The sequence below is a fragment of the Streptomyces sp. SCUT-3 genome (assembly GCF_014083985.1).
GTDB lineage: Bacteria > Actinomycetota > Actinomycetes > Streptomycetales > Streptomycetaceae > Streptomyces_H > Streptomyces_H thermolineatus.
In genome coordinates this window covers 1,095,833-1,121,385 of record NZ_CP046907.1, presented here as the reverse complement: position 1 = coordinate 1,121,385, position 25,553 = coordinate 1,095,833, and the positions used below count along the sequence as shown (strand labels likewise).

General features: G+C 75.4%; 21 protein-coding genes and 2 pseudogenes. 9 read left to right on the top strand and 14 right to left on the bottom strand.

Going from position 1 to position 25,553, the window contains the following annotated elements; translation table 11 throughout:
- Together GQS52_RS04880 and GQS52_RS04875 are read left to right on the top strand one after the other, a co-directional pair.
- Positions 1 to 1,257 (top strand): DUF6365 family protein, encoded by a 1,257-nt coding sequence (locus GQS52_RS04880; protein WP_182311830.1) that lies wholly within the window; start codon positions 1 to 3, stop codon positions 1,255 to 1,257.
- 83 nt (positions 1,258 to 1,340) lie between these two features.
- Positions 1,341 to 2,513, top strand: a complete 1,173-nt coding sequence (locus GQS52_RS04875; protein ID WP_259371039.1) for a hydrolase — start codon at positions 1,341 to 1,343, stop codon at positions 2,511 to 2,513.
- On the opposite strand, the gene GQS52_RS04870 is transcribed toward GQS52_RS04875, so the two are convergent.
- Together GQS52_RS04870 and soxR are read right to left on the bottom strand one after the other, a co-directional pair.
- Positions 2,468 to 3,601, bottom strand: a complete 1,134-nt coding sequence (locus tag GQS52_RS04870) for a transposase (protein WP_182311828.1) — start codon at positions 3,599 to 3,601, stop codon at positions 2,468 to 2,470. The genes GQS52_RS04875 and GQS52_RS04870 overlap by 46 nt on opposite strands.
- A 666-nt stretch (positions 3,602 to 4,267) precedes the next feature.
- Positions 4,268 to 4,714, bottom strand: a complete 447-nt coding sequence (soxR, locus tag GQS52_RS04865) for a redox-sensitive transcriptional activator SoxR (RefSeq protein ID WP_182311827.1) — start codon at positions 4,712 to 4,714, stop codon at positions 4,268 to 4,270.
- Positions 4,715 to 5,010: 296 nt separating this feature from the next.
- Here soxR and GQS52_RS04860 point away from each other — a divergent pair, with 296 nt between their 5' ends.
- Both GQS52_RS04860 and GQS52_RS04855 read left to right on the top strand, forming a co-directional pair.
- Positions 5,011 to 5,592 carry an NAD(P)H-dependent oxidoreductase gene (locus GQS52_RS04860; protein WP_182311826.1) on the top strand — a complete coding sequence of 194 codons (582 nt, stop codon included), beginning with the start codon at positions 5,011 to 5,013 and terminating at the stop codon, positions 5,590 to 5,592.
- An 18-nt stretch (positions 5,593 to 5,610) separates the two neighbouring features.
- Positions 5,611 to 5,754, top strand: a complete 144-nt coding sequence (locus GQS52_RS04855; RefSeq protein ID WP_182311825.1) for a hypothetical protein — start codon at positions 5,611 to 5,613, stop codon at positions 5,752 to 5,754.
- 9 nt (positions 5,755 to 5,763) lie between these two features.
- Here the strand turns inward: GQS52_RS04855 and GQS52_RS04850 are convergent, their stop codons facing one another.
- From GQS52_RS04850 to GQS52_RS04835, 4 genes are all read right to left on the bottom strand, one after another.
- Entirely contained in the window at positions 5,764 to 6,432 is a 669-nt protein-coding gene (locus GQS52_RS04850) for a hypothetical protein (protein ID WP_182311824.1), read from the bottom strand.
- A gap of 258 nt (positions 6,433 to 6,690) precedes the next feature.
- Positions 6,691 to 8,106: an enterochelin esterase gene (fes, locus tag GQS52_RS04845; RefSeq protein WP_182311823.1), complete on the bottom strand. Its 1,416-nt coding sequence runs from the start codon at positions 8,104 to 8,106 to the stop codon at positions 6,691 to 6,693.
- Between the two features lie 173 nt (positions 8,107 to 8,279).
- On the bottom strand, positions 8,280 to 8,645 hold the full coding sequence (locus GQS52_RS04840) for an STAS domain-containing protein (RefSeq protein WP_182311822.1): 366 nt from the start codon (positions 8,643 to 8,645) through the stop codon (positions 8,280 to 8,282).
- Complete coding sequence (locus tag GQS52_RS04835; RefSeq protein WP_182311821.1) at positions 8,626 to 10,041, bottom strand: GAF domain-containing SpoIIE family protein phosphatase; 1,416 nt, start codon at positions 10,039 to 10,041, stop codon at positions 8,626 to 8,628. Before GQS52_RS04835 ends, GQS52_RS04840 begins: the two co-directional genes overlap by 20 nt.
- A 317-nt stretch (positions 10,042 to 10,358) precedes the next feature.
- On the opposite strand from GQS52_RS04835, the gene GQS52_RS04830 reads away from it, so the two are divergent.
- Entirely contained in the window at positions 10,359 to 10,685 is a 327-nt protein-coding gene (locus GQS52_RS04830) for a DUF5709 domain-containing protein (protein ID WP_259370583.1), read from the top strand.
- 110 nt (positions 10,686 to 10,795) lie between these two features.
- Here the strand turns inward: GQS52_RS04830 and GQS52_RS04825 are convergent, their stop codons facing one another.
- The 5 genes and pseudogenes from GQS52_RS04825 to GQS52_RS04805 all read right to left on the bottom strand — a co-directional run.
- A complete protein-coding gene (locus GQS52_RS04825) occupies positions 10,796 to 12,382 on the bottom strand; it encodes a bifunctional phosphatase PAP2/diacylglycerol kinase family protein (RefSeq protein WP_182311820.1) in 1,587 nt (528 codons plus the stop codon).
- 223 nt (positions 12,383 to 12,605) lie between these two features.
- On the bottom strand, positions 12,606 to 12,977 hold the full coding sequence (locus GQS52_RS04820) for a DUF2795 domain-containing protein (protein ID WP_182311819.1): 372 nt from the start codon (positions 12,975 to 12,977) through the stop codon (positions 12,606 to 12,608).
- Between the two features lie 84 nt (positions 12,978 to 13,061).
- Positions 13,062 to 14,195: a Vms1/Ankzf1 family peptidyl-tRNA hydrolase gene (locus GQS52_RS04815; RefSeq protein ID WP_182311818.1), complete on the bottom strand. Its 1,134-nt coding sequence runs from the start codon at positions 14,193 to 14,195 to the stop codon at positions 13,062 to 13,064.
- A 597-nt stretch (positions 14,196 to 14,792) separates the two neighbouring features.
- A pseudogene (locus GQS52_RS04810) lies at positions 14,793 to 15,382 on the bottom strand (lytic polysaccharide monooxygenase auxiliary activity family 9 protein).
- Between the two features lie 210 nt (positions 15,383 to 15,592).
- Positions 15,593 to 15,952: pseudogene (locus GQS52_RS04805) on the bottom strand (ornithine decarboxylase); the annotation flags it as partial.
- A gap of 326 nt (positions 15,953 to 16,278) precedes the next feature.
- Between GQS52_RS04805 and GQS52_RS04800 the strand changes: the two are divergent.
- The 3 genes from GQS52_RS04800 (at position 16,279) to GQS52_RS04790 (ending at position 20,606) form a co-directional block, all read left to right on the top strand.
- Positions 16,279 to 17,751 (top strand): aminotransferase class I/II-fold pyridoxal phosphate-dependent enzyme, encoded by a 1,473-nt coding sequence (locus tag GQS52_RS04800; protein ID WP_182311816.1) that lies wholly within the window; start codon positions 16,279 to 16,281, stop codon positions 17,749 to 17,751.
- A gap of 52 nt (positions 17,752 to 17,803) precedes the next feature.
- Positions 17,804 to 18,943: an MBL fold metallo-hydrolase gene (locus GQS52_RS04795; RefSeq protein WP_182311815.1), complete on the top strand. Its 1,140-nt coding sequence runs from the start codon at positions 17,804 to 17,806 to the stop codon at positions 18,941 to 18,943.
- 160 nt (positions 18,944 to 19,103) lie between these two features.
- Positions 19,104 to 20,606: an MFS transporter gene (locus GQS52_RS04790; RefSeq protein WP_220472738.1), complete on the top strand. Its 1,503-nt coding sequence runs from the start codon at positions 19,104 to 19,106 to the stop codon at positions 20,604 to 20,606.
- Between the two features lie 46 nt (positions 20,607 to 20,652).
- Here GQS52_RS04790 and GQS52_RS04785 read toward each other — a convergent pair whose 3' ends face one another.
- The 3 genes from GQS52_RS04785 to GQS52_RS04775 form a co-directional block, all read right to left on the bottom strand.
- Entirely contained in the window at positions 20,653 to 21,441 is a 789-nt protein-coding gene (locus GQS52_RS04785) for a 2OG-Fe dioxygenase family protein (RefSeq protein ID WP_182311813.1), read from the bottom strand.
- A 108-nt stretch (positions 21,442 to 21,549) separates the two neighbouring features.
- On the bottom strand, positions 21,550 to 22,167 hold the full coding sequence (locus GQS52_RS04780) for a VTT domain-containing protein (RefSeq protein ID WP_182311812.1): 618 nt from the start codon (positions 22,165 to 22,167) through the stop codon (positions 21,550 to 21,552).
- Positions 22,168 to 22,211: 44 nt separating this feature from the next.
- The gene (locus GQS52_RS04775; RefSeq protein ID WP_182311811.1) at positions 22,212 to 23,006 is read right to left on the bottom strand and encodes an MBL fold metallo-hydrolase; all 795 of its coding nucleotides are present in this window, start codon (positions 23,004 to 23,006) and stop codon (positions 22,212 to 22,214) included.
- A 289-nt stretch (positions 23,007 to 23,295) separates the two neighbouring features.
- On the opposite strand from GQS52_RS04775, the gene GQS52_RS04770 reads away from it, so the two are divergent.
- Positions 23,296 to 25,476 (top strand): phage holin family protein, encoded by a 2,181-nt coding sequence (locus tag GQS52_RS04770; RefSeq protein ID WP_182311810.1) that lies wholly within the window; start codon positions 23,296 to 23,298, stop codon positions 25,474 to 25,476.
- The last annotated feature ends 77 nt before the right edge of the window (positions 25,477 to 25,553 follow it).

Here is a 25,553-nt window from a genome sequence, read left to right as displayed (position 1 = left end):
ATGCGGCTGCTGTTCATGTCTCCGCTGGCCCTGACGCTGCACGAGACGACCATGGGCCTGGACCTCGCCGACCAACTGGTCCCGGCGGGTGTGAAGAGCCACTTCGTCGTCGACGCCGGCAACGAGGCCATGCTGCGTTCCAGCCGGCACGCGTACACCACTGTCACCTCGGCCCTGGGCAGGCGCGTCGAGGACGTGGTGGCCGGCGTGGTGCGGGACTTCGCGCCGGACGCCATCGTCCTGTGCGACTACACCGCCCACTGGATGACCCATGTCGTCAGCTACGACACGGACCCCTGGTACGTGGAACGGTTCGGCGTGCCGGTCATCCCGATCGATCTGTACGACCTGACCCGCACCGGCCGGGAGGTGGAGATCCTCGGCCGGACGATGCGGGTCAGCGACCGCATCCTGCACATGGAGGCGCACCTGTGGCCGGTACCGGGCGTGCGTCCCCACGCGGCCCCGGACGGCCCGGCGTTTCCGTACCGTGCCGATCCCACGGTCCGCCCGCTGTCCGCCGCCGCCAGGCAGGAGGTGCGCGACGGGCTGTCCGTCCACGCCCGGCACAGGCTGCTGACCGTTCCCACCCTGCCGTGGCAGCACCTGATGCAGACCCGGGCCGGGCCGCTCACCCGCGAACTGGCCCGCCGCGTGCCCCACCTGGTCGCCGGATACCTGGCGAAGCTGCCCGACGACACACGGTTCCTGTTCCTCGGCCCCTGGTTCGACGGTTTCGACCGGTTGCCCCGGGAGCGGGTCCGCCACCGGCCGTCCTGCACCGCGGGGGAGTACACCCGCCTGATCGGGGCGTCGGACGCCGTACTGGCGCTGTTCCTGCCGTCCTTCGCGCTGGAGCGGGCGATCCTCGCGGACGTACCGGGCCTGTTCACCGTCAACAGCCACCGGCTGGACCCGGCGGACGCGGCCGGCCTGCCGGACGGGCTGACGCCCGACGTCCGCTCCTGGTTGTCCGCCTTCCCGGGGACGGTACCGCCGTTCCACATGTGGCCCCTCCAGTGGAACAGGGTTGTCGGACCACTGCTGGAGGACAATCCCTTCACGGCCACCGCCGTGCGGACCGAGCTGTTCGACGAGGAAGCCGTGGTCTCCGGCCTGGAAGCCGTGCTCCACGACACCGCCACGCGCGATGCGCTCGCCGCGGGCCGGGCCGGCTTCCGGCGGGCCGTGGACCTCCTGCCGGACACCCCGGACGTGTTCTTCGCCGCGGCCCGGCGAGTGGGGCTCTCCGGATGACGTCCGGGACGACGCGGGGGCTCCCGCGCCGGACTGCCCGCACACCCGAGGACGAGCACAGCAGGGAGAACGCATTGACAGACGTGCACCCGGACACCGCCCCCGCGTCACCGCTGACCGCCGCCGCCCGTGCGGTGGTGCCACTGGCCGCGGCACATGCCGCGGCGGCGGACACCGACCGCAGCCTGCACCCGGACGTCGTCGAGGCGATCGTGGCAGCGGGCTTCACCCGGCACTTCGCCCCTCCCGGGGCGTGCGGCCCCCCGGGCACCTTCGCCGATCTCCTCACCGCCGCGGCGGAACTGGGCACCGGCTGCCCCTCGGCGGCCTGGATCGCGTCCGTCTGCGCAAGCGCCGGCCGGCTCACGGGGCTGCTGCCCGGGGCGGGACGGGAGGAGGTGTGGGCGAAGGGGGACGGCACCGTCGTGGCGGCGGGGCTGATACCCGCCGGCACTGCCGTGCCCGTACCGGGAGGCTGGCGGCTGACGGGCGCCTGGCCCTACGTCAGCGGGTCCGGCTTCGCGGACTGGACGCTGCTCGCCGCCCGGACGGAGGCCGGGGGGAGGACACAGGTCCGGGTGTTCGCCGTACCCGCCGCCGACTGCACGGTCCGGGACACCTGGCGCACCCTCGGCATGCGCGGCACGGGCAGCAACACCGTCGTCGCCGAGGCGGTGACGGTCCCCGCGGAGCGCACGGTCCCCCTCGACACGCTGGTCTCGGGTGCGTCGTTCCCGGGCGCCGCCCCCTGCCACACCGTTCCTCTGAAAGCCGCCAACGGTCTCACTCTGGCCGCTCCCCTCCTCGGGGCCGCGCGGGGGGCGGTACGGCGTTGGACCGAGCTGGTCGGAGAACGCCTCACCGCCCCGCCCGCGGGAGTGTCCGGTGCCCCCGACCGGAGCACGTACGAACAGGCGCTGGCACGCAGCGAGGGGGAGACGGACGCTGCCGCGCTCCTGCTCGCCCGGGTGGGGCGGGTGGCCGACGAGGGTGAGGTGGACGAGGCGGCCACGGCGCGGAACGCGCGCGACTGCGCCCTGGCCGCGGAGTATCTGACGGCGGCGGTGGACCGGTTGCTGCGCAGCGCGGGGACCCGTGCCCATGCCGAGGGAGAGGAGCTGCAGCGGCGGTGGCGCGACCTTGTGTGCGGCGCCGGACACGCGGCGCTGCAGTTCGCTCCTGCGGCACGGGCGTGGTCCTTCTCGCGCGATCAGGCGCAGCCCCGTACCGGTGCCGCCGGGCAGGCGTCCGGCTGAGGTTCCTGTCCGTGCAGCGTGACCAGGAGGTGGGCGGCCGAGGCGAGGGTGACATGCCGATGCCAGCCGTCGAAGGACCGGCCGGCGAAGTCGCGGATGCCCACTCTCTCGGACACCGCGGCACCGTCGCGGTCCACCACGGTCGGCAGCGCCACGAGCCCGGGCATGCAGGTCCACGGAACCCGTCGGCTGTCCACCAGCCACAACCGCGTGGCGGTGCCGTGGGCGCCCCACTCCGCGACCAGCAGCATCGGCAGTGCCTCCGGCCCCGCGGGGGCGGCGCCGGTGCCGGGTGACGGCATCAGGACGGGCACCGTCGTCACGGCCGTTCCGCCGAAGCCGATGCGAACGATCCGGTGACCGTCGGGCCTGTGGCGGAACCACCTCATGGAAGAGACGAGTTGACAGGCCGGCGTGGGGGCCGGGCTGTATCCGCCCAGGACGGACGTGTCCACCGTCAGCGGGGTGTCGGGGGGGATGCGGACCACCACCGGCACCCCGGCCCGGGCCAGCTTCCAGGCGCACAGCGAGGCATCGAACCCCTCCACGTCGACGACGACCGGCCGGGGACGCAGCCCCTGGCCGCGGACCGTGCTCACCGCCACGTGGCATGCGGCCTCCTCGGGTCTCGTCGCCCGGAGGCCTTCCGGGATGTTGGCACGCCGGCGCAGGTCCGGGTCGCCCAGCCACTTCCGGGACAGGAAGAGCGACCAGTTGACAGGGACCGCGGCGTCCTGCGACACCAGCCAGGCGCCGAAGGCGCGCTGGCCGGTCACGGTCCGGCCGAGCCGCGGGAGGAAATGCCGGTCCACGCCCACGGACTGCTGCCCGGACTTGGGGATGACGATGTCCTTTATCACCCAGGCTCCCTGTGGCAGCAGTTGCTGCGCCCGGCGTGCGAGGGTCTCGCGGACGGGAGCCCACTGCCAGGACGAACCACTGATGAAATGGTGGATGTTCTGTGCCCCCGACCCCCCGGCGTGCCGTGCGATGTTCTGCAGCGTCTTGCGCCCCTCGGCATGGAGCAGTCCCCTCACGTACGCCTCGGCAATGCGCCGCTGGTCGCTCCTCGGCAGAGAAGAAAGCAACTGTTCAAGGCCGAGCCGATGATGGGGCGAGGGTCTGAAGCTGTCTTCTTGCCTGTCCATTGATCTCCTTGTGAATCACTGGTGCCCGGGATGCCGGGTGCTGTGCCGGAGAGCGAATCGAAGGAAAAGAGAAGAGGGAAGAATGCAACGTTCCGGCCGGTGAGGGCGGCATGCCGGGACGGCGGCATGCCGGGACGGCGGGGAACATTCGTGGGGGGCGGAGGCGGGGAGCGGGGGGCGGGCACCGGGCAGGGCACGGCCGGCCGGCACAAGAGGCCCGCGGGACCGGCGGCAGCGGCGCCCGCAGGGCGGACGCGTCGGCGCGCAGGGCCGCCGGCATGCCGTGGGCCGGCGCCCCGTCACCGTCCTCGTCGTTTACGGACGATCAGCGTTGTCGGTGCCACTCTCTTCCCCCTTTGTGGCGCGTGCGCCGATGCGCGGGCGACGCGCGGCGTTCGTCGTCCGACGTCCCTCGGGAAGCCCGGCCGAGCGGCTTCGTCCGTCCGGAAACCCGTCGTCGAGCCTGGCACGCTTCCCGCGGCGAGGCCAGCGGATCTAACCAAGGTTGGCCCTCCGCGCCCCCGGTGCTCGTCCGTGTCCGGCGCGTCCGGCGCCATGCCGGTGCCCGGTCCCCGGCCGCACCGGCCGGCACGCCGGCCGACGGCGTCACAGCCGGAAAGCTCCCGGCCCGTGCTTGGCGGCGACGTCGTCGGGGTTGGCCAGCTCGCACGTGCCGAGGGACATGCAGCCGCAGCCGATGCACTCGGCGAGCCGGTCGCGGAGCCCTTCGAGCTTCGCGATTCGGGCGTTCAGGTCGACCTGCCAGTAATGGGAAATGGAGGCCCATTCCTCGGTGGTGGGCGCCTGGCCGTCGGGCAGGAGTTTGAGCGCGCACCTGATGGCGGCGAGCGAAATCCCCAGGCGCTGCGAGACGCGGATGAATGCCACGCGGCGCAGCACTTCACGGCTGTAGCGCCGCTGATTTCCGTTCGTGCGACGGCTGTGGATGAGCCCTTGGCGTTCGTAGAAACGCAGTGCGGAAGCCGGAACGCCGCTGCGCTTGGACAGTTCCCCTACAGTCAGTTCCGAAGCGGAGGAAGAGAGGTGCGACATGTGTCCTACGTTAGCCTCGATCTTTCGTGACGGTCCGGCGGTTTCCCCGACGGACCGCGGAGTGCCCGCGCACGCCGTGAGCCACGGCGCCGTCGCCCTCGACGCGGACACGCGGGCAGGGCCCGACGCGCTCGGCCACCGGGCAGGAGCCGGGCGGCCGGGCCCGTGGAAGCGCGGGGAAGGTTGACTTGAACCAAGGTGCAAGGTGGAGAGTTCGGGCACGGGCTCGGACGCAAGCACAACTCCGCTGTACGGCCCTGCAGCACCCAGTTGTCCTCCACACCAAGGAACATGTGATGTCTGGTTCCCCACTCCGCCTCGCGGTGATCGTCAGCAGTATCCGTGAAGGCCGTCTCGGCCCGACCGTCGGCACCTGGTTCGCCGGTCTCGCGAAGGAGCGTGCCGACATGGTCGTCGACGTGATGGACCTGGCCGATCACCCTCTGCCGCCGGTGCTGTCCGCCACGCCCTCGGAGGAGGCGCAGGAGATCCTGTCCGCGGTGACTCCGCGCCTCGACGAGGCCGACGCCTTCGTCGTGGTGACGCCCGAGTACAACCACAGCTATCCGGCGTCGCTGAAAACCCTGATCGACTGGCACTACGCCCAGTGGCAGGCGAAGCCGGTGGGGTTCGTGTCCTACGGCGGACTGTCCGGCGGGCTGCGCGCGGTCGAGCACCTCCGCCCCGTCTTCGCCGAGCTGCACACCGTGACGGTGCGCGAGGTGGTCAGTCTCCACACGGCATGGGAGCAGTTCGACGAGGACGGGCAGATGAAGAACGAGTCCGGCGCGGTGGCCGCGAAGACACTGCTCGACCAGCTGGCCTGGTGGGGGAACGCGCTGCGTGACGCGCGCGCCAAGGTGCCCTACGGCGACTGACTCCGGGAGCCCGGGAGCATGTCCGGCGCGGAACGCGTCCCGCAGGCTGCCCACGGGCCCGCTCCCGATACGCCTCGCGGAGCCCGGACGGCCCTGTCCCACGCCCTGCTCGTGGTGCTGGACGACCCGGCGGCCGGGAAGACGGTCGGCGTGGCGTACTGAGGCGGCCCGTCAGCGGGTGGGCGGGGCCGTCCGGGAGCCGAAACCGGCGTCCACCGGGCCCTTGGGCATCTGGTGGGCAGCGGGCTCGGGGTTGTGAAGGGTCAGCCGGAAGGTGAACTCCCAGACCGACGGGGTCAGGAACTTCTGGGTCACCTGGCCGGTCGCGTTGCGGAACTCCCCGGTGCCGCCGGTGACCGCGTTGACGACCGGGGCCGGGGTGGGAATTCCGGTCTGCTCGCCCTGGACGGTGATCTGGCCCTCTCTCAGGACCGCGGTCGTCGAGCACTGGCCCGCGTTCAGCGCGGTGTCGGTGATGACGCAGTGGCCGCCGACCCGGCCGGAGGCGTGGCCGTCCTGCTTGCCCCGCGCGCCCACCGGCCGCAGGTCGCCGCTGAAGACGAACTGGTCGCCGACGCTGCGTCCGGGCCTGCCCAGGTCCACCTCCTCGCCGACCTTCAGGTGCGCCTCGAGGCGGACGGTGCGGCTGATCGGCATGTGGATGTGGCCGGTACCGGGCGACGGCGCCGGTGCAGCCGGGGCCGCCGGTGCAGTCGGGGCCGGTTGCGCGGCGTCCAGCGGAGCCGTCCCGGCCGGGGCGGCCGCGGCGAGGACGAGTCCGGCGGAGCTGCTGAGGACAGCGGCGGCGAGCAACGGCGACGGGCTCCGGAAGAGTCCCACGGCGACCTCCTGTTACGAAACGGGCACAGTAGGTCAAAGCTATGGCGCTCCTTCCGCCCCTGCGCACCTGGAGGCGGCATAAGGGGGTGCCCCGCGAACGGGCCGTCGGCCCCCGAGGCGCGCCGGGGACGCATCGTGCCGGGGCGCTCCGGAACTGCGGGCACCCCTGGGCGGTGGGTGGCCCTGAGTCGTGGGCGCTCCAGAACCGTGGGCGCCACGGGACCGTGGGCGTCCCAGGGTCACGGGCGGCGTGGCGGGTCAGGGTTGCGGGCGGCCCAGCAGGCGAACCAGGCCCTCGGTCAGGCGGGCGCGCCAGCACAGGTAGTCGTGGCCGCCGTTGAACTCCTCGTAGGAGACCTCGCAGCCGCGCGCCTCCAGTGCTGCGCGCAGCCGTCGGTGGGCGGGCAGCAGGACCCACTCCTGCAGCCCGGCCGACAGGTCGAAGCGCACCGGCAGGTCCCCGGCCTCCCCCTCCCGGACGCGGGCGGTCAGCCACTCGGCGCCCGTGCCGTCCGTGTCGTCCGGGGTGCCGGTGGGCCACCAGAACGACCCCGACTGGGAGAGGACGTTGCCGAACCGGTGCGGGGCGCGCAGCGCGGCGAACGCGGCGGTGAGGCCGCCCAGGCTCTGCCCGGCCACCACGGTGCGGGCCGGGTCGTCGGTGATCGGCACCGACTCGCCCGCCCAGGGCAGGAGTTCGTCGGTCAGGAAGGCCGCGAACCTCTCGTCGCAGGCCAGTTCCCGCCACCGCAGGCCGTTGTCGACCGATTCCGGGAGCACCGCGGCCACCGGGGGGATGCGGCCGTCCGCGACGAGGTTGTCCAGCAGGGCCGAGACCCGCAGCGCCGGCTCCCACATCTCGCCGTCCAGGAGCACCAGCAGGGGCAGGGGCGCGGTGTCCTGCGCCTCCCGCCGGGAAAGGCCGGGCGGGGTGTAGAGCCACACGCGCCGCTCGTTGCCCAGATGCTCGCTGCGCACGAGGTGCTCGGTGACGGTGCCGGCCGGGGCGCCGGGCCGGGGCTCCCACTCCTCCTGCGCCGGGGCGTGGGGGAGGCGCACCACGGACAGTTCGCCGCCGCCCCAACGGGGGGGCATCCGGGGCAGCCGGTTCATCGGGTCGGGCCGTCCCCGCCCCCGCAGCCACTGCCAGTGGGCGGGCCCGGGGGAGGTGGGGCCGGGGGAGGTGGGGCCGGGCGGCCCGTCGCCCTCGTCCACGCACAGCGAGTAGGTGGCGCTCCAGTCGCCGCGCATCCGCAGCGTCAGGTGCCACACGTCGGTGCCGGGCACCCGTTCCATCAGGTTGCGCGCCGGGTCGCGGGGGTCGAGGACCTTGTTGGGCACGACCAGGACCGCGCGGGTGTCCGGGGTCCCCCGCCACAGGAAGGTGACCGCGTACTCGTCACCGTCACCGCCGGCGCCACCACTGCTGCCGGCACTGCCGTCACCGCTGCCGTTTCCGCCGCCGCGGGCCAGGGGGCGGACCAGCGGGGTGCCCTCGTTCCGGACGCGTTCCCAGAAGGCCTCCACCGAGGCGGGCGGCGCTCCGCGCAGGGCGGTCACCGCCTCCGGGGGCAGGGCGGTCCCCACCGGCGCGGGGCGGGGGACGCGGGGCGGGTGCGCGGGGGTGTTCCGCGGGGCAGCCGGGAGGGGGCGGGCCCGGGACGCCGTGCTCATGGGACCTCCGTCGCACCATGGGTGAAGTAAGGCTTACCTTATCTCATGTGATCTTGCGGGAGGGGGCGTTCCCTGCGCGGAATCACCCCGGCGGCCCCGACCCGGCGGACCCGTCCCGCCGGGCCCTGCCCCGCCCGCCCTGACCCGGCGGAGGCCCCCGCCGCAGGCGGCCGTCAGCGCTCCCGGTCGGCGGACAGGGCGTCCTCGACGGTGGGGTGGAGGGTGAAGACCTGGTCCAGCCCGGTGATGCCGAAGATCCGCGCGACCGCCGGGGGAACGGCGGCCAGGGAGACCGATCCCCCCGCGTCCGTCGCCAGCCGGTGGGCGGCGACCAGGACGGTGATGCCGCTGGAGTCGCAGAAGGTCAGGGCCGACAGGTCGAGCACCACGTGCACCCCCGGGGTGAAGGGGACGTCGTCCAGTGCCCGGCGGAGTTCGGGGGCGGTGTTGTAGTCCAGGTCGCCCGCCACGGTCACCCGGACAGCGTTCCCCCGCTCCCGGTGCACGGCGACGGTCAGTTCAGGAAGGGCTCGGTTCATCGGGACTCCTGTCGGCCGCGGGACTCCTGTCGGTCGCGGAACTCCTGCCGGCCGCTGCGGCGGCCGTCGCGGTGGTCGTCGTTGCGGCGCCCGCCGCGGGCACGGCCAGGACCAGCAGCGCCGTGTCGTCGGACTGGCTCTGCACGGTCTGTGCGAGCAGGTCCCGCAGGGAGGCCACGACGGCGGGGGCGCTCGCCCCGGCCAGCCCGGACAGCAGGTCGGGGAGGTGGCCCTCGCCGAGCATCGCGCCGTCGGGGGTGCGGGCCTCGCTCAGGCCGTCGGTGTACAGCAGAAGGGTGTCGCCGGGGGACAGCCGGAGCCGGGTCACGGCGAACCGGGCGTCGGGCAGCAGGCCGATCAGCTGGCCGCCGGCCGGGTGGACCGACTCGACCGTGCCGTCGCCGCGGATCGCGTAGGCCGGGGGGTGGCCGCCGCCGGCCAGGGTGACCTCCACCCCCTCCGGGCCGCCGCAGCCGGACAGCAGGCCGAACAGGGCGGTGCAGTAGCGGGCGTCACCGTCCTGGTACTCGTGCTGGAGCACGGTGTTGAGGTTCTTGAGGACCTCGAGCGGGTCCGGGTCGTAGGTGGCGGCCGCCCGCAGGGTGTAGCGGGTCAGCGAGGTCAGCGCCGCGGCCCGGGAGCCCTTGCCGCACACGTCCCCGACGAAGAACGCCCAGCGGCCGTCGGCCAGTGGGAACAGGTCGTAGAAGTCGCCGCCGACCCGGTCGGCGGAGGCGATCCGGTAGTGCGCGGCGACCTCCAGGCCGGGCACCTCGGGCAGGGCGGGCGGGAGGAGGGTGCGTTGCAGGGTGTTGGCCAGGCGTGCCAGGCGCGTCCGCTCCGCCTCCACCCTGGCCCGCAGTTCCCGCTCCAGCGCCACGGTGCGCATCGCCGACCGCCGCATCTCCAGCTCGTCCATCACGATCGCGGCGAGGTCGCCGAGCGCGGCCAGGTCCGCCTCCTCGAAGCTGCGGGGGCGGGTGTCGAGGATGTTGACGGTGCCCAGGCGGTGGCCGTCGCGGGTGGTGATCGGGGCGGCCGCGTAGAAGCGCACCCCCGGTTCGCCGTGGACCAGGGGGTTGGCGGCGGTGCGCGGGTCGCGCAGCGCGTCGGCGACGACGTACAGGGTGTCGTGGAGGATCGCCGAGGCGCACAGCCCGGGGACGCGGCCGGTCTGCTCGACGCCGTCCGGCAGTCCCTTCTTCGCCTTGAACCAGATGCGGTTCTCGTCCACGATCGTCACGGTGGCGATCGGGGTGCCGAACAGGCGGGCGGCCAGCGCGGTCACCCGGTCGAAGGCGCCGTCCGGCGGGGTGTCGAGTATGGCGTAGCGGCGCACGGCCGCCAGGCGCTGCTCCTCGTCCGCGGGTACCAGGGCCTGCTCGGTGACGGTCATGTACGCGTGGCCCTCCTGGAGGCGTCGTTGCCGGGGGCGGGAAGGCCTGCCTCCCTCGAAGGCCGGTCCATCCTACCGGGGTTGCCGGGAACCTCCCCGGGAAGGCGGTCCGGCGAGCCCCTGCGACGGTGCGTCGCCTGCCCGCCGCGGGCCCGGTCACGCGTCCGGCATGCGTGTGATCCGGCGTGCCCCGGGAAGCCGACCCGGAAGATCCCGCAAGGAGGTTCCCGCCATGACCACCGCACCGCACGACCCGGGCCGCGACCCCGAGTCGGAGGGCATCCCCGACCTCCAGGACGACACCCCGCGGCAGCAGCGTGCCGAGGACCCGCAGCAGGAGCCGGTCCCCGGCGACCCCGACCGCCGTCACGCAGGCGCGTCCCACGGCGAACGAACTGCGCGAGGGCGAGAGCCTCGACGACCGGCTGGCCCAGGAGGAGCCGGACGTCGACGTGGACGGCGAGCGCCTGCCGGACGTCGACGAGCCGGAGGGCGGACCGGGCGCGGAGGAGCCGCGGGCGGGGCTGCTGACCGCGCAGGGCGGCCCGGAGCAGCCCCGCGACCGGATCCCCTACTCGAAGGAGGGCGACACCGGGGGCCTGTCCGCCGAGGAGGACGCGGTGCACATCACCGACCGGCCGTGACGGGCACGTGACGGCCCCGGGCCGGAGGACACCGGGAACCCTCCCGGCGCCCTCCGGCCCGCGGCTTCCGGCCGGGGCCCCGACACGCGGCCCCCGGCCCTGGCGGGGCTTCAGCGCCGTGCGACCGGCCGGTAGACCACCAGGGAGGCGGGGAGTTTGTCGACGACCAGTTCGCCGGGCGCGGGGACCACCTCCCCGTCGAAGGCGAGCCGGGTGCCCGGGGCCAGCCCGCCGATGCGCACCCGGCGCAGCAGGGCCGCCGAGTACACGGGGGAGTGCCCCAGCGCCCCGGTCAGGGCGGCGGCCACCAGCCGCGTCCTGGCGAACCGCCCGCCGTGCACGACCCGCACGTCCAGCAGGCCGTCGGCCAGGTCGCCGCGCCGCGCGGGGGCGAACCCGACGGTGCGGTAGGCGGAGTTGCCGACGAAGACCAGCCACACGGTGCGCCGCACACCGTTCATCCGGATCTCCACCGGCCGCTCGTGGCGCAGTACGTGCACGGCTGCCAGGACACCGGCCGGCAGGCTGCCCACCCGCCTGGACCACCGCTCGCGCACCCGCACCAGCTCCGGGTACGAGCCGATGCTGAAGGTGTTGACGAAGACGGTCCCCCCGGACGCCCCGGTACCACCGGGTGCCCCGGACGTGGTGCCCCCGCCCGTGGCTGCGGCGGCCGCGGCGCCCCCCGCGGGGGCGCCGCGTCCCGGTGCCGGTGGCGGCAGCGCGCCGGGGGACCAGCGTGCCAGGTCGACGGCGACGGCGTCGCCGGCCTGCACCGCACGCGCGGTGTCCTCGACGGTCTCCAGGCCCAGGTCGGCCGCGAAGTGGTTGCGGGTGCCGCCGGAGAAGACGGCGAGCGGCACGCCGTGGCGCAGGGCCGCCGCCGCGGCGGCGTTGACGCTGCCGTCGCCCCCGTGCACGCCGAGCGCCCCGCCCCGTTCCGCGGCCCGCCGGGCCGCGTCCTCCAGCACCTCCACGAGGTCGTCGTCCTCGTCGTGCACCACGACCTCGGCCCTGGGCAGGGCGGTGCGCAGCCGGTGCGCCGGGTCGGTGATCAGGGGCGGGGGGCCGGACAGGGGGTTGAGGACGGCGATCAGCCCCTCGCCCCCGGGCAGCGCGGGGGCGTCGGCGCGCGGCCGGGCGGGGACGGCGGTGCCGTCCCGGGAGGGGACCAGCCCGCGCACCGCCAGGGCGGCCCCGACGCCCAGGGCCAGCCCGGCCAGGACGTCCCCCGGGTAGTGCACGCCGGTGTAGATCCGGGAGAAGGCCACCGACCACGCGGCCGGGGCCACCAGGGTTCCCAGCCTGCGGGACTCCAGGGCCACTCCGGCGGCGAAGGCCGCCGCCGAGGCGGAGTGCCCGGAAGGGAAGGAGGTGGTGAACGGCTGGCGGTGCAGGTGGCGGGACGGCGGCACGCCGACCAGCAGCGGCCGTCTGCGCCGCACGGTGCGCTTCCCCACAGTGTTGACGGTCAGGGAGGCCGCCGCGAGGGAGCCCAGGCCGCGCAGTGCGGCCCGCCGCCCCCGGGCGCCGCCGAAGACGGCCAGCCCGGCGGCCACGCCGAACCACAGCATCCCGCGGTTGGCGCTGCGGCTCAGGCGCGGCAGCACCGGTTCGGCGCCGGGCCAGCTGCGCGCGGCCACCTGGTCGAAGACCGCACGGTCCACGGCGTGCAGCCGGTCGGTGATACGGCTCATGACCCGACGACTACCCGGGCTTCCGGCGGATCACCGTGAATCCCCGGGATGTCCGGTCCCTGAGGGGAGCAGGGACCGGACACGGGGCACGCGATTCCCTCTCCCGGGCGTACCCGCATCCGCGCCTGCAGCGCGTCCGGGCGGCCCCGGCCCCTGCTCCCGGGTCCGGGGCTGCTCCCGGTCCGGGGCTGCTCCCGGTCCGGGGGCAGCCTCCGGACCCGGTTCACCCGCGCTGCTCGCCGAGGGCGTCGACCAGTTCCCGGACGGTGCCGTACGTGCGGCCCTCGGGGGCGCGTTCGACCAGCTCGACCAGCGGGTCCGGGGCGTGGCGCTCGCGCAGCACCCGCAGCATGTCGGAGCGCTTGCCGGGGAACGCGGTGCGGGCCAGGTGCCGGGCGAGTTCCAGCCGCAGGCGCTCGTCCTCCTCGGGGGCGCGGGCCCCGGGCGGCAGCACGTCGGGGTCGTCGTCGGCGGCCGGCTCGGGGTCGTTCCACTCCTCGACGCGGGTCGGGTGCCCGGACTGCAGCAGCCCCTTCAGTTCGTGCTTCATCTCGTCGTCGCGGTGGACGCTCAGACGGTCACTGCCTCGTTGCATGGCCTTCGGTCCTTCCTCGTCTGCCCGCCCCGCCGGCCCTGCCGGTCCCGCGGGCCCTGTCCTGCGGTCGTCCCCGGCGGGCCGTCAACGGGCCTGCGCGGAGACCGGGGCCGTGCCGCGCAGCAGCGCGCCGAGGCCGCCCTCCGGCGCCTCCCGCACCTCCGGCACGGTCAGGACCTCGGCGCCGGTCACCGCGGCCGAGCGCAGCAGCGCGTCACCGGCCGGGGCGGGGCTGGGCGAGGTCTCGCCCAGGTACTGCAGGTCGCTGCGGCGGGTCGACAGCTGGTCCGGGTCGGGGCCCACCCACACCTCCCGCTCCAGGTCGGACCCGTGCGGGCTGATCAGCAGGGCCGCGATGCGGTGGCTCTGCGCGGCCTCCACCAGTGCCGGGACCCCGGACACCGCGGCCGCCCGCTCGCCGTGGAGTCCCAGGCCCGTCCGGTAGCGGTCGAGGATCTCCTCGGTCCGCCGGCCGCGCAGCCGGTGGCGGGTCCGCTCGACCTCCTCGTCCAGCCGGGGCGTGCCGGAGCCGGGGGCGCGCCCGCCGTGCTCGGTCTCCACCGTGACCGCGCGCACCTCCTCCGGGAGTTTGTCGTACACCTCGCGCCTCTCGCGCGGGTCGCCGGCGAGTACGACGGCCCCGGCCCCGCTGTCGGTGAAGGCCTCGTGCAGGGCCCGGGCGATTCCGGTGGCGTTCTGTTCCCAGGTGTTCTCGACCGAGTTCTGGAAGTGGCGCTCGGACCAGGAGGCGGACGCGGTGCGGTGCACCGGCCAGTCCTCTCCCTCGACGCTGCCGGCCGGCCGGCTGCCGGTTCCCGCGTCCAGCCGGAAGTCGGCACCGGTGCGGTCCACCAGCGCGATCAGGCAGGGCGGGGTGTCGTCCATCAGCTCCAGCAGGGGCGAGGTGTGGGGCAGGGCGGCCCAGTGGGCCGATGGCCGTCCGGGCGCCGTGGGGAGCGGCAGGTCCAGCACCACCCGGCCTCCGGCGGCGAAGGCCGCCACCCCCGGTGCCCGGTCGGCCCGGGCGCCGGCGAGCCGTTGGCGCAGGGCCTCGCAGGTGTCCCGGTCCGCGCCCCGCGCGGCCAGGTCGTCGCAGACGGACCGTACGGTGAGCTCGTGCTGCTTGACCGCGTCCTCCGTCGCGGTGGCGGGGGGCAGGTACACCGAGGCCCAGGGTCCGGGCTGCTGGAAGAGGGGGCTGAGAAAACCGAGTTCCACGGTCCCTCCAGACTGTCGCGGGCGGGTTCCGTTCCGTTGTGCTGCGGTGCGCCGCGACCGCGCGCTGCGGCGGAATGCGGGGCTCCGCATCCGGCGGCTACCCGGCGGGATGCCGGGGAATCATCGGCGCGGCGCCCGATTGCGCGTGATTTCGCCCCGGTGGCGTCGTGGATGCCGACGCGGGTGCCGGTGCAGTGTCGATGCGGATGCCGGCACGGGTGCCGGTGCGGGTGGGGGCCGGCCCCGGCGCTTTCCCGCCGCTTCCCCCCGCCCTCCCCCGCCCTCCCCTCGTCTCCTCCTCGCTCCGGGGCCCGTCCGGCCCGCGGGGGTCGGGAATGTCTTCCTCCGGAAGGAGTTTGCTCCGGAGGGGCCGGGGCAGCCGCTCCTTGGCCGAAGGGTCGAGCGGAGTGAAAAAGGGGACTTCGGGCGCGGGGCGGCACAGCCGCCCCGCGCCCGAAGCACGCGTCCTGCAACACCGTTCGCAGCCCCGGGCGGGGAAGTTCCCGGGGCGGGGCCGGCGTCAGGGTTCCGCGGGCCGCCCGGGTGCGGCGGCGCGCGCGGCCCCTCCGGTCCCTGCGGCTCCTGCGGCGTCCGTGGTCAGAACCGCACGTCCGCGCACGAGTAGAAGGCGTTCGGGGTGTCGGCGATGTCCCACACCCCGAGGATCAGGTGCCGGCCGGTCTTCTGCGTCGGCACGGTCCCCCGGTGCACGGCGACGGCCTCCGGCTGCCGCCCGCCGTAGTGGACGGTCATGAACGGTTCCGGTTCCAGGTCCGCGCGGGTCAGGGGTCGTGTCGGGTCCCAGTCGTCCCTGGTGATGAAGTACCGGAACGAGGTGGTGGCGTGACGGGCCGTCAGGGTCCACTTGAAGTCGTAGCCCTGGCCGCCGGTCAGTTGTGTGGCGGGCCAGTTCCCGCCCCGGGGGTCGTCGAGCTCGGCGAAGCGGGTGTTGCCCCCGCTGCAGATCCTGCCGTCCGCGGGGCCCGCGGACGGGAAGCCCTTGGGGCCCTCGACGCTCTGCGGCTCCCACTGGATGTCGCCGCAGCCGGTGACGACGCGCTGGGCGCACAGGGCCGCACGGCTGGGCGGGTGCTGGTGTAGCCGTGGCCGACGGCACTGCCCGCCGCGGCGAGGGTGGTGCCGAGCAGGCCGAGGCCGAGCGCGGCTGCTCCGAGTCTTCTGCGCATGGGTGCTCCTGGAGGAGGTGGGGGTGTTCCGAAGCGCGCGCTGTGGTCTGGACCAAGTATCGGGGAGCAGGGACCCTCCAACAAGGTCTGTACCAATACTTCGTGGCCGGTCGACGGAAACGGCCGTCGTAACCGGCCGACGGAAACGGGACGGCCCGGAAGGCCCCGGACCGTCCCGTTTCCGTCCCGGGACGAGGCCTGCGCCTACTCGGCCACCACCGACTTGTGCGCGTTGCGCGAGACCAGCAGCTTCTCGTGCGGCCCGGCGACGGCCAGCATCGCGCTCTTGACCGACAGCGAGCTGCCGCAGGTGGAGAAGAAGGCGTGCTCGGCGTCTACCGCGTCGGCCATCAGCTCCTGGGCCTGCTCCAGCACCCCTCCGGTCATCCGCCGGTCGTCCGGGCCGTTCATGATGAGCACGTCGGAGGCGAACACGTCCCTCCCCGGCACTTCGACCACCCGGGGGTCGGCCCCCCGGCCCTGCTCGTGGCCCGGCGGGGTGAAGGTCAGGTCGCTGTTCCCGCCGTGCGCGGCCAGTGCGTCCAGCACCGGGGCCCTGGAGTGGCCCATGGAGTGTGCCGCCTCTCTCGTGCCGTCTTCGTGCCGTCTTCGTGCCGTCTTCGTGCCGTTCCCGTTCCGTGCCCGTCCGGTTCCGTGCCCGTCCGGTTCCATGTCCGTCCGGTTCCGGTCCCGGCCCTCCCGTCCGTCCGGGCCGTCCCCGGCCTCCGCGGGCCGGGCGCCCCGCCCCCTCGCGGGAACGGGGCACTCCGTGGCTCGGTTTTCCGGCCCCCGTGCCCGGAAACATTCCGGCGGCGCCGTCCGCCGTGCCGCCCGGCGCGGGAAGTGTGAGGGTGGTGGGAGCGGCACCCGGGTACGCGCGGCCCACGGAGGTACGCATGCAGGAGACCGACCGGACACCCCGGCCCGCTCCGGGCGCGGCGCGATTCGTCCCCGACCCCGGCCTGCCCGTCCCCGCGGAACTCGCCGAGCGCCTGGCCGCCGCGGCGGACGACGGCGCCCCCGCGCCGCCCGGCGGGAGCCGCGCGGCGCGGACGGCCGCCGCCGGCTACTACGAGCGCCGCGGCCTGCCCGGCACCGCGGAGCAGGTGCTGCTGGGGCCGGGCGCGGCCACGGTGCTGTTCGCCGTCCTGGCCGCGGCCGAGGGCAACGTGCTGGTGCCCCGGCCGTGCGGGCCGCACGTGCTGCCGCAGGCCGCCCTGCTGGGTCGCGACGTGCACACCGTCGCGGCGCCCGCCGAGTGCGGGGGAGTGCCCGACCCGTTCGCCCTGCTGGAGACGGTCCGCCGCCTGCGCGCCGAGGGCGGCGACCCGCGGATCCTGGTGCTCTCACCGGCCGACGACCCCACCGGCACCCTCGCCGAGCCCGAGCTGCTGCACGAGGTGTGCGAGGTCGCCTGGGACGAGCACCTGCTCGTGGTCTCCGACGAGACCTTCCGCGACGTCCTGCACCACCCGGGGGAGGTCTTCCCCGGCCCGGCCGAGATCCTGCCCGCCCGCACCGTCTGCATCGGCGACCTGGGCCCGTGGCTGGCCGTCCCCGGATGGAACGCCGGCTTCGCCCGCTTCACCGACGACGAGCCCGGCCGCGTGCTGCGGGACCGGGCGCTGGAGGTCCTGGCCCGGCTGCGGGCCTGCGTGCCCGGCCCGGTGCAGGCGGCCGCGGCCCTCGGCCTGGACGAGCCCCGCTCCCTGACCGAGCGCGCCGCCGCCGCCAACCGGCTGCACGCCGCCGTCGCCTCGGCCGTGCACCACGAACTCGTGGCGGCCGGCGCGATGTGCAGGCCGCCCGGCGCAGGCTTCCAGCTCTACCCCGACTTCGCCTCGCTGCGCCCCGCCCTCGGCCGCCTGGGCGCCTGCGACTCCGCGTCCCTGGAACGGCTCCTGGCCGAACGCACGGGCCTGCCCGTCCTGGGCGGCCACCACTTCGGGGACGACCCCGCCGCCCTGCACGCCAGGATCCCCACCGGGCCGTTCAACGGCGCCACCGAGCAGCAGCAGGAGGAGTCCCTGGACTCCTCCGACCCCTTGGGCCTGCCGCACGTGGCCCGGGCCCTGGCCGGACTGCGAGCCGCCCTGGCGGACCTCGCGGCCGGCCCGGCGCCCCCGCCGGGGCCGCCCCCGCCCCCGCCGACGTCCCCCGCGCCCGGTTCGCCCGCGCCGGGCGGGCCGTCCGCCGAGTGGACGGGGCCGGGCGGGCCCGCCGACGCACCGGTGCCGGGGGTCCCGGGCCTGGCCGACCCCGGGGGGCCGGTGGAGGAGGCCCCGGCCGGCCCCGCCGCCCCCGCACCCCGGGAGTACCGGGCGGGAGGCGGGGAATCCGCACCCGAGGCGGGCGAGGACGGCGGTTGAGCGGCCCCTCCCTCCCACCCGCACGGTTCCTCCCGTCAGAACGGAGCCCCTCATGCCGGAGCAGACCCAGCAGCACGAGCGCACCCGCCCGTACCCGGCGGGGGAGCGGCCCGCCGGACGGCTCCCCTCCGCCCCGACCGCCCCGGCCCCGAACCACCGGACCCCCGCCGCCCCGGCCCCGAACCGCCGGACCCCGTCCGCCCCGGCCCGTGACGCGCCCGCCCCGGCCGGGGGGCTGCGGCCGCTCGGCGAGGTGCGCACGTGGCCCCGCTCCTTCGCCGACCGCCTGACCGATCCGCTGCCCGGCCCCCGCGAACTCCTCGGCGTCGTCAACGCGGGCGGGCTGCGCCCGCAGCCCGCCGACCTCGCCGACGTCCCCCGCATCCCCGTCGAGCCCGGCCCGCTGCCCCCCGTCGGCACCGACACCGTCTGCCTGACCTGGGCCGGGCACGCCAGCTGGGTCGTGCGGATCGGCGGGCTGACGGTCCTGACCGACCCGGTCTGGTCCCGCAGGATCCTCGGCACCCCCGAACGGGTCACCCCCGTGGGGGTGCCCTGGAAGGAGCTGCCGCCCGTCGACGCGGTCGTGATCAGCCACAACCACTACGACCACCTCGACGCCCCGACCCTGCGCCGCCTGCCCCGGGAGACCGCCCTGTTCGTGCCCGCCGGGCTGGCCCGCTGGTGCCGCAGGCGCGGCTTCACCCGGGTGACCGAGCTCGACTGGTGGGAGGCGGCCGAGTTCGGCGGCGTGCGCTTCGACTTCGTCCCCTCCCACCACTGGAGCCGGCGCACCCTCACCGACACCTGCCGCTCCCTGTGGGGCGGCTGGGTGCTGACCGACCGCGACGGGCGGCGGATCCACTTCGCGGGCGACACCGGCTACGGGCACTGGTTCGCGGAGATCGGCCGCCGTCTGCCGGGCGTCGACGTCACCCTCATGCCCATCGGCGCCTACGCGCCGCGCGGCCTGCTGCGGACGGTGCACACCGACCCCGAGGAGGCGGTCCGGGCCGCGGCCGACCTCGGGGCGCGGCGCATGGCCCCCATGCACTGGGGCACCTTCCTGCTCTCGGCCGAGCCGCCGCTGGAACCGCTGACCCGGGTCCGCGCCGCCTGGGCCGCGGCCGGCCGCCCCCGGGAGGACCTGTGGGACCTGGGCATCGGGCAGTCCCGCGTCCTGGAGGCCTGACCGGCCCGACCGGCCCGAAAGCGTGCTGCCCGTGCGTGTCGGCCCCGGGCAACCGGGCGGCGCACGCGGGCCGGACTACCGTCGACCGCCGTACGCGGGCGCGGACGGAACCACAGGAGGTGCTGCGATGCCGGTGAACCGGTCACGGACCGGTCCGAGGATGCCGCTGATCATCCTCGGACTCTCCCTCGCCTTCACGGTCACGGTCGCCGACCCGCTGATGTTCAGCCTCAACCTGCCGCAGGTGAGCCGGGCCCTGAGCGTGCCGCCCGGGCTCGTCGGGTTCCTGAGCGGGGCGGCGACGCTGGTGATGGCCGCGGCGGTCCTCGCCGTCGGCAGCATCGCGGACACCTTCGGGCTCAAGCGCCTGCTGATGACGGGGCTCGTCGGCGTCACGGTCGTCAACCTGTTCTCCACGCTCTCCCCCGGCTACCGCTACCTGCTGGTGATGCGGTTCCTGGACGGCCTGGCGCTGGCCGCGCTGCTGGGGGTGTCGTTCGCCCTGCTGAAGATGTCGGTGCCGGCGGAGAAGCGGCCCATGGCCATCGGCGTCTTCATGGCCACCGAGATGGTCCTGTGCGGGGTGACTCCCGCGTTCGGGGGCTGGGTGGTGGACGTCGCGGGCTGGCGGTGGCTGTTCCTGGTCACTCCGCTGCTGGCACTGGTGTCGCTCTGGCTGACGGCGCGGTACGTCCCGGAGCCTCCCGTCCTGGAGCGCCGCCGGCTCGACGCGGTCGGTGTCACCCTGGTCGGCCTGGCCCTGCTGGCCGTCGTCATCGGCATCGCCACGGCGCAGAACGGCGTCCTCCGGCCGCAGACCCTGGTGCCGCTGGCGGTCGGCGCGGCCGCCGCCGTGCTGTTCGTCCACCACGAACGCCGCACCCCGGAGCCGGCCCTGGACCTGGGGCTGTTCCGCAGCCGTGCCTTCAGCACGGCCCTGGCGGCGACCTTCACCCTGAACTTCATCATCGGCGGGTTCGGCTTCGCCCTGGGACAGTTCGGCGGCCTGGTGCTGTCGCTGTCGCCGCAGGCCATCGGCCTGCTGTTCCTGCCCGGCACGCTGCTGATCTCCGGTGCCGTGGTCCTGGCGGGCAAGCTCATCAGCAAGTACACCCCGCGGCCGGTGATGACCACCGGCCTGCTGGTGATGACGGCCGGCGGGGTGCTGATGGCGCTCACCGCCAGTCCCACCATGGTGCTGTGGTGGCTCGTGCTGGCCACCTGGCTGTGCAACCTGGGGTCGCTGACCACCTCCACCTCGGTGTCCGAGACGGTCCTCGCCCACGCACCGCCCGAGAAGTCCGGCACGGTGGCCTCCGTGCAGCAGGCCTTCGGGATGACCGGCTACGCGTTCGGGCCCACCGTCTACCTGCTGCTCTTCAACGTCTTCTTCCAGAAGGAGTGGCTGAAGGACGCCGAGTCGCGCGGGCTCTCGGTGACCGAGGCCGAACAGGCCCTGGGCACCGCGCGCAGCAGCATGGCGGTCGGCTCGGGCGGCTCCGGTTACGACCCGAACCTGCTCCGGCAGGTGTCCGGGCTGAAGCTCGACGTGGACTTCACCGACGGGCTGCGGCTCACCATGCTGACGGTCAGCGTCCTGCCGCTCCTGATGGCGGTGGCCGTCTTCTGGCTGATGCCCCGCCGGGAGAAGCCGCAGGCGTAGGCGCGGCCGCGGGCACCCGCACCCGCGGCCGGTGCGGGCCGGGGCCTCAGTCCGGCGTGAACGTCACCACCAGGACGTCGCGGTGGGCCGGCCGGCCGGCGTCCACCGCACGCACCGGCGATACGCCGTGCAGCGTGCGGCGGTCGTCCCCCAGCAGGAGCGTTCCCGGCTCGTCGAGCGTGGTCGTCAGCAGCGGCCTCCCGTCCGGGTCGGACACCGAGCTCTCGCCGCCGGCCACGTTGCTCCGGCCGACCAGCAGCGAGGAGACGAGGGTGACGCCGTCGCGGTGCCGGCCCTCCGGGGTGGGCAGCCCGTGCGCGTCAGCCGACGCGACGACGCGGAAGGGGTGCACCTTCGCGCTCCACGTCGCCGAGTCGTCCAGGGCCGTGGCCACCTCTCCCAGCAGGCGCAGCAGCGCCCGGAGGACGGGGTCGGCGACGAAGGAGTCCGTCAGGGGATCGAACGTGCGCTCCACCCCGACGTAGAGGGGGTTGCTGTTCTCCGGCTGCACGAAGGGCTCCTGGGGCAGCAGGACGATCCGCCCCGCCGCCGGGGTCACGGAGAACCGTCCGTAGCGGCGCAGCCGGCGCGTGCCCCGGGCGGAGGCGTAGCCGTCGGTGCTCAGTGAATCCCAGTGGGCGGAGAAACGGTGCCACGCGTCCTCGTCCGCGCCCAGCCGCGCCCGTACGGCGGCGGCCGGTACGAGGTGCACGCCCTCCGCCGCCAGCGCCCGTCCCACCGCCCGCGCCACGTCGCCCGCCCCGCCCGTCGGCGTCCCGCCCCCGGGGGGCGAGGTGCTCGGCGCCGTCCGCGGTCCTTCGGTCGAATGCTCCATGGGAAGCCCGCCTTCCTCCGGCCTGCCGGTGACGTGCGCCTCCCCTCCGGTAAATCGGATAAAACGGGCAGGATTCGGGCTCCGTCCGCCGCCGGGCGCCGGCGCCCCTCAGTCGGCCTGTCGCCGCAGCCTCCGCCACACCTGCGGGACCGCGCCGATCAGCAGGGTCAGGCCGATCGCCGCGGCCACCCCCTGCCAGGGCTCGGGGAACAGCACCCCGCCGAGGACGCCGATCGCCTGATAGGTGGCGCTCCACGCCAGGGAGGCGAACAGCGCGCCGTGCGCGAACCGCCGCAGCGGCATCTCCGCCAGCAGGCAGGCCGCCACCACCGGCAGCCGGCCGCCCGGCAGCAGCCGGGACACCACCAGCATCAGCACATCGTGCTCGTGCAGCTTGCGGCTGGTCCGCTCCAGCCGCCGGGGGTCCGTGCGGCGCTGTATCCGGCGCATCCAGCGCGAGCCGTTGCGGGACTTCGCGCCGCGCCGCCCCAGCCAGTACAGGGCGGAGTCCCCCAGGAAGGTCGCCAGGGACGACACCAGGAAGATCAGCAGCAGCGTCCACCACGGCCCCGGGCGGACCATGGCCACCGCAGCCGCCCCGCTGACCAGGGCCCCGGAGGGGACCGGCGGCACCAGGCATCCGGCCAGCAGCAGCAGGAAGAGCGTCGGGTACGCCACTGCCCCCTGGGCCGCGGGATCGACGGCCGCCTGCGCGAGATGCGCCACCGACCCCGCCCCCGCAGCCGCCGGACCCGCAGCCGCCGCAGCCGTCACCGCCCGGCCCGCCTCCGGTCCACCGACGCGCTCTCGCCGTGCAGGAGCAGGTCCACCGCCACCTCCGGCGCGGTCCGGGCGGCGTGCCGGACGAAGTCCCGCCCCGGGTCCTGGAACTCGTGCCGGCGCACCCGGCCCATCCCCACGGGCCAGAAGGTGCCGTAGTGGATGGGCACGCTGCGCCGCGGGGCGATCCGGCGGGCCGCCTCGGCGGCCCGGTGCGGGTTGAGGTGGCCGGGCCCCAGGAACGGCCCCCAGCCGCCCACCGGCAGCAGCGCCATGTCGCACGGGCCGATCTCCGACTCCATGCCGTCGAACAGCGAGGTGTCGCCGGCGAAGTAGGTCACGCCCTCGCCGGACACCACGTAGCCCAGGGCCGGGGCCCGCTCCGAGCCGAACGGCAGCCGCCGCCCGTCGTGCTCGGCGGGGACCGCGCGCACCGTCACCGGGCCGACGCGCACCTCGTCGCCGGGGGCCACCTCGAACAGTTCCAGCCCCAGCCCCGGCAGCCGCCGCAGCCCGGGCACCGCCCGCAGGGCCCCGCGCGGCAGCAGCACGGCCGTGCCCGGCGCCAGCTGCGCCAGCGAGGGCAGGTGCAGGTGGTCGGAGTGCAGGTGGGAGACGAGCGCCACGTCCGCCTCCCGCGCGGCGTCGGCCGGCGGCACGGGGCCGCCCCTGCGCCGCAGGTGGGCCAGGCGCCCCGTCAGCAGCGGGTCGGTCAGCACCCGCACCCCCGAGTCCTGCACGGTGCAGGTGGCATGGCCCCACCACGTCACTTCCGGCACGGGCACCTCCCACGGTTCCGCATACGAGCGTATCCGGGCCCGCGTCCGTTCATGCCCCGACCGCGGCCCCGGGGGATCTCCTCCCCCCGGGGGACGCCCGGGTCCGCGGCCCGGTGTGACACTGTGGAGGCCGGAACTGTGCCGGTACGCGGCCATTGGGCAGGGCCGCGGACCGGCGCACACCGGCACGGGACCGTGCGGACCGGTACGGAACGGTGGCAAACATCACGGTTCCGGCACCGGGCCGGGTACGGGACCCGGGTACGCGACTGGCACGTCAGAGGTGGGGCCGGCGATGGAACGGTGGCAGGCTGCGGGCCGCGCGCTCCTGCACATGCTCGTGGTGTGGGCGGTCGGCACCGTCACGATCGCGGTGCTCGCCGGGATCCTGCCCGACTTCCGCCTGCAGTCCGCCGACGGCGACGACTTCACCCGCATCGGCGCCGCCGCGGCCCTGGCGGCCGGGGCGTTCGGCCTGCTCAACGCCCTGGTGTGGCCACTGCTGGTGCGCGCCCTGCTGCTGGTGCCGGCGATCGTCCTGGCCCTGCTGGTGTACCTGCTCAACGGCGTCATGCTGCTGCTCGCCGTCCGGCTGGTCCCCGACTGGCGCGGGGAGATCGACCCGCCCACCGCGGTGCTGATCGCGGCCGTCGTCTCGGCGGCCTGCTCCGCCGCCTCCGGCACCCTGGCGCTGCGCGACGACGAGGCGTACCGGCGGCGCCTGGCCCGGCTCGCCGGCCGGCGGACCGGCCGCCGCGCCCGGCGCGGCGCGGACGCCGCCGCACCGCAGCCGCCGGGCACCGTCTTCCTGCAACTGGACGGGGTCGGTCACGACGTGCTGCTGCGGGCCGTCCGCGACCCCGCGCGTACTCCCGTCCGCGGTCCCGCGCGCGCCGACCGCGACACCCCGCCGCTGATGCCGACGGTCGCCTCCTGGCTGGCCGGCGGCACCCACCGCCTGGTGCCCTGGCGCACCGACTGGTCCAGCCAGACCGGTGCCAGCCAACTGGGCATCCTGCACGGCTCCAACTTCGACGTGCCCGCCTTCCGCTGGTACGAGAAGGAGACCGGGCGGATCGTGGTCTGCAACAGCCCCTCCGACGCCGCCGAACTGGAGCGCAGGGCCCGTTCCCGCCCCGGCGCCCGGGGCCTGCTGGAGGAGGACGGCGCCAGCCGCGGCAACCTCTTCGGCGGCGGTGCGTCCCAACTGGCGCTCGTGCTCAGCGCGGCGGCGCGCCGCGACCGCCGCACCCGCTCCCGGCACGGCTACTTCGCCTACTTCTCCGACCCCGCGCACGCCGTCCGCACCACCGGGTCGTTCCTGGCGGAGGTCGTGCGCGAGGTGCGGCAGTCCACCCGGGCCCGGCTGCGCGGGGACCGCCCCCGGGTGCCGCGCGGCGGCCTCTACCCGCTGGTGCGGGCCTTCGCCACCGTCGTCGAGCGCGACGTGGTCGTCGCCGCCGTCCTCGGCGACATGCTCGCCGGGCGCAGCACCGTCTACGCCGACCTGGTCGCCTACGACGAGGTGGCCCACCACTCGGGGGTGGACAGCGAGGACGCCGGGCAGGTCCTGGCCCGGCTGGACCGCTCGATCCGGCTGATCGCCCGCGCGGCCGAGCACGCCCCGCGCCCCTACCGCTTCGTCCTGCTCTCCGACCACGGCCAGAGCCACGGCGAGACCTTCGCCGCCCGGTACGGGGTGTCGCTGCGCGAGCTGGTCCTGTCCTGCTGCGGCCTGCCGGCCGGGGGACGCCGCGCCCGGCACCGCCGGCACCGCCCGGCGCGCCTGACCGCCCGGGACCGCACCGAGTACGGGATCGAGGCGGAGGCGGCCCGCGAGGAGATCGCCGGCGCGGAGGCCCGCGAGGCCGCCCGCGCCGCCCTGCACCGGCCCGAACGCGCCCCGGCCGTCCACCCGCCCGCCGACCGGCCGATCGTCCTGGGCTCGGGCAACCTCGGCCTGGTCTCCTTCCCCGACATCCCCGGCCGCGCCACCCGCGAGCAGATCGAACGCGCCCACCCCGGGCTGCTCGGCGTCCTCGCCGGGCACCCCGGCATCGGCTTCCTGCTCGTGGCCACCGAGGACGAGCGCGGCTCGGTGGTGCTGGGCGCGGGCGGCGCGGAGCACTGGATCGCCACCGGCGAGGTCGTCGGCAAGGACCCGCTGGCCCCCTTCGGCGAGGGCGCGGTCGAGGCGGTGCGCCGCACCGACACCTTCCCGCACGTCGCCGACATCATGGTCAACTCCGCCTGCGACCCGCTCACCGGCGAGGTGCACGCCTTCGAGGCGCAGATCGGTTCCCACGGCGGGCTCGGCGGCGGGCAGAGCCGGGCGTTCCTGCTGCACCCGGCGGACCTGCCCGCCCCGCCGCGGCCCCTGGCCGGTGCGGAGGCGGTGCACACGGTGCTGCGCGGCTGGCTGGAGGAGTCCGTGGGCCCCCAGGTCCCGGTGGCCCGACGGAACCCCGCCGCCTGACCGGCCCGCCTGTTGCCCCGCCCGCCCCCGACCCGCCCGGCCCGCCCCGCCCGCCACCGAGCGGGGCGGTGGCGGGC

Coding starts and splice junctions, on each gene's coding strand:
- GQS52_RS04880 (WP_182311830.1), top strand. CDS start 1: ATGCGGCTGCTGTTCATGTCTCCGCTGGCCCTGACGCTGCACGAGACG.
- soxR (WP_182311827.1), bottom strand. CDS start 4,714: ATGTCGCACCTCTCTTCCTCCGCTTCGGAACTGACTGTAGGGGAACTG.
- GQS52_RS04860 (WP_182311826.1), top strand. CDS start 5,011: ATGTCTGGTTCCCCACTCCGCCTCGCGGTGATCGTCAGCAGTATCCGT.
- GQS52_RS04855 (WP_182311825.1), top strand. CDS start 5,611: ATGTCCGGCGCGGAACGCGTCCCGCAGGCTGCCCACGGGCCCGCTCCC.
- fes (WP_182311823.1), bottom strand. CDS start 8,106: ATGAGCACGGCGTCCCGGGCCCGCCCCCTCCCGGCTGCCCCGCGGAAC.
- GQS52_RS04840 (WP_182311822.1), bottom strand. CDS start 8,645: ATGAACCGAGCCCTTCCTGAACTGACCGTCGCCGTGCACCGGGAGCGG.
- GQS52_RS04835 (WP_182311821.1), bottom strand. CDS start 10,041: ATGACCGTCACCGAGCAGGCCCTGGTACCCGCGGACGAGGAGCAGCGC.
- GQS52_RS04825 (WP_182311820.1), bottom strand. CDS start 12,382: ATGAGCCGTATCACCGACCGGCTGCACGCCGTGGACCGTGCGGTCTTC.
- GQS52_RS04820 (WP_182311819.1), bottom strand. CDS start 12,977: ATGCAACGAGGCAGTGACCGTCTGAGCGTCCACCGCGACGACGAGATG.
- GQS52_RS04800 (WP_182311816.1), top strand. CDS start 16,279: ATGCAGGAGACCGACCGGACACCCCGGCCCGCTCCGGGCGCGGCGCGA.
- GQS52_RS04795 (WP_182311815.1), top strand. CDS start 17,804: ATGCCGGAGCAGACCCAGCAGCACGAGCGCACCCGCCCGTACCCGGCG.
- GQS52_RS04790 (WP_220472738.1), top strand. CDS start 19,104: ATGCCGCTGATCATCCTCGGACTCTCCCTCGCCTTCACGGTCACGGTC.
- GQS52_RS04785 (WP_182311813.1), bottom strand. CDS start 21,441: ATGGAGCATTCGACCGAAGGACCGCGGACGGCGCCGAGCACCTCGCCC.
- GQS52_RS04770 (WP_182311810.1), top strand. CDS start 23,296: ATGGAACGGTGGCAGGCTGCGGGCCGCGCGCTCCTGCACATGCTCGTG.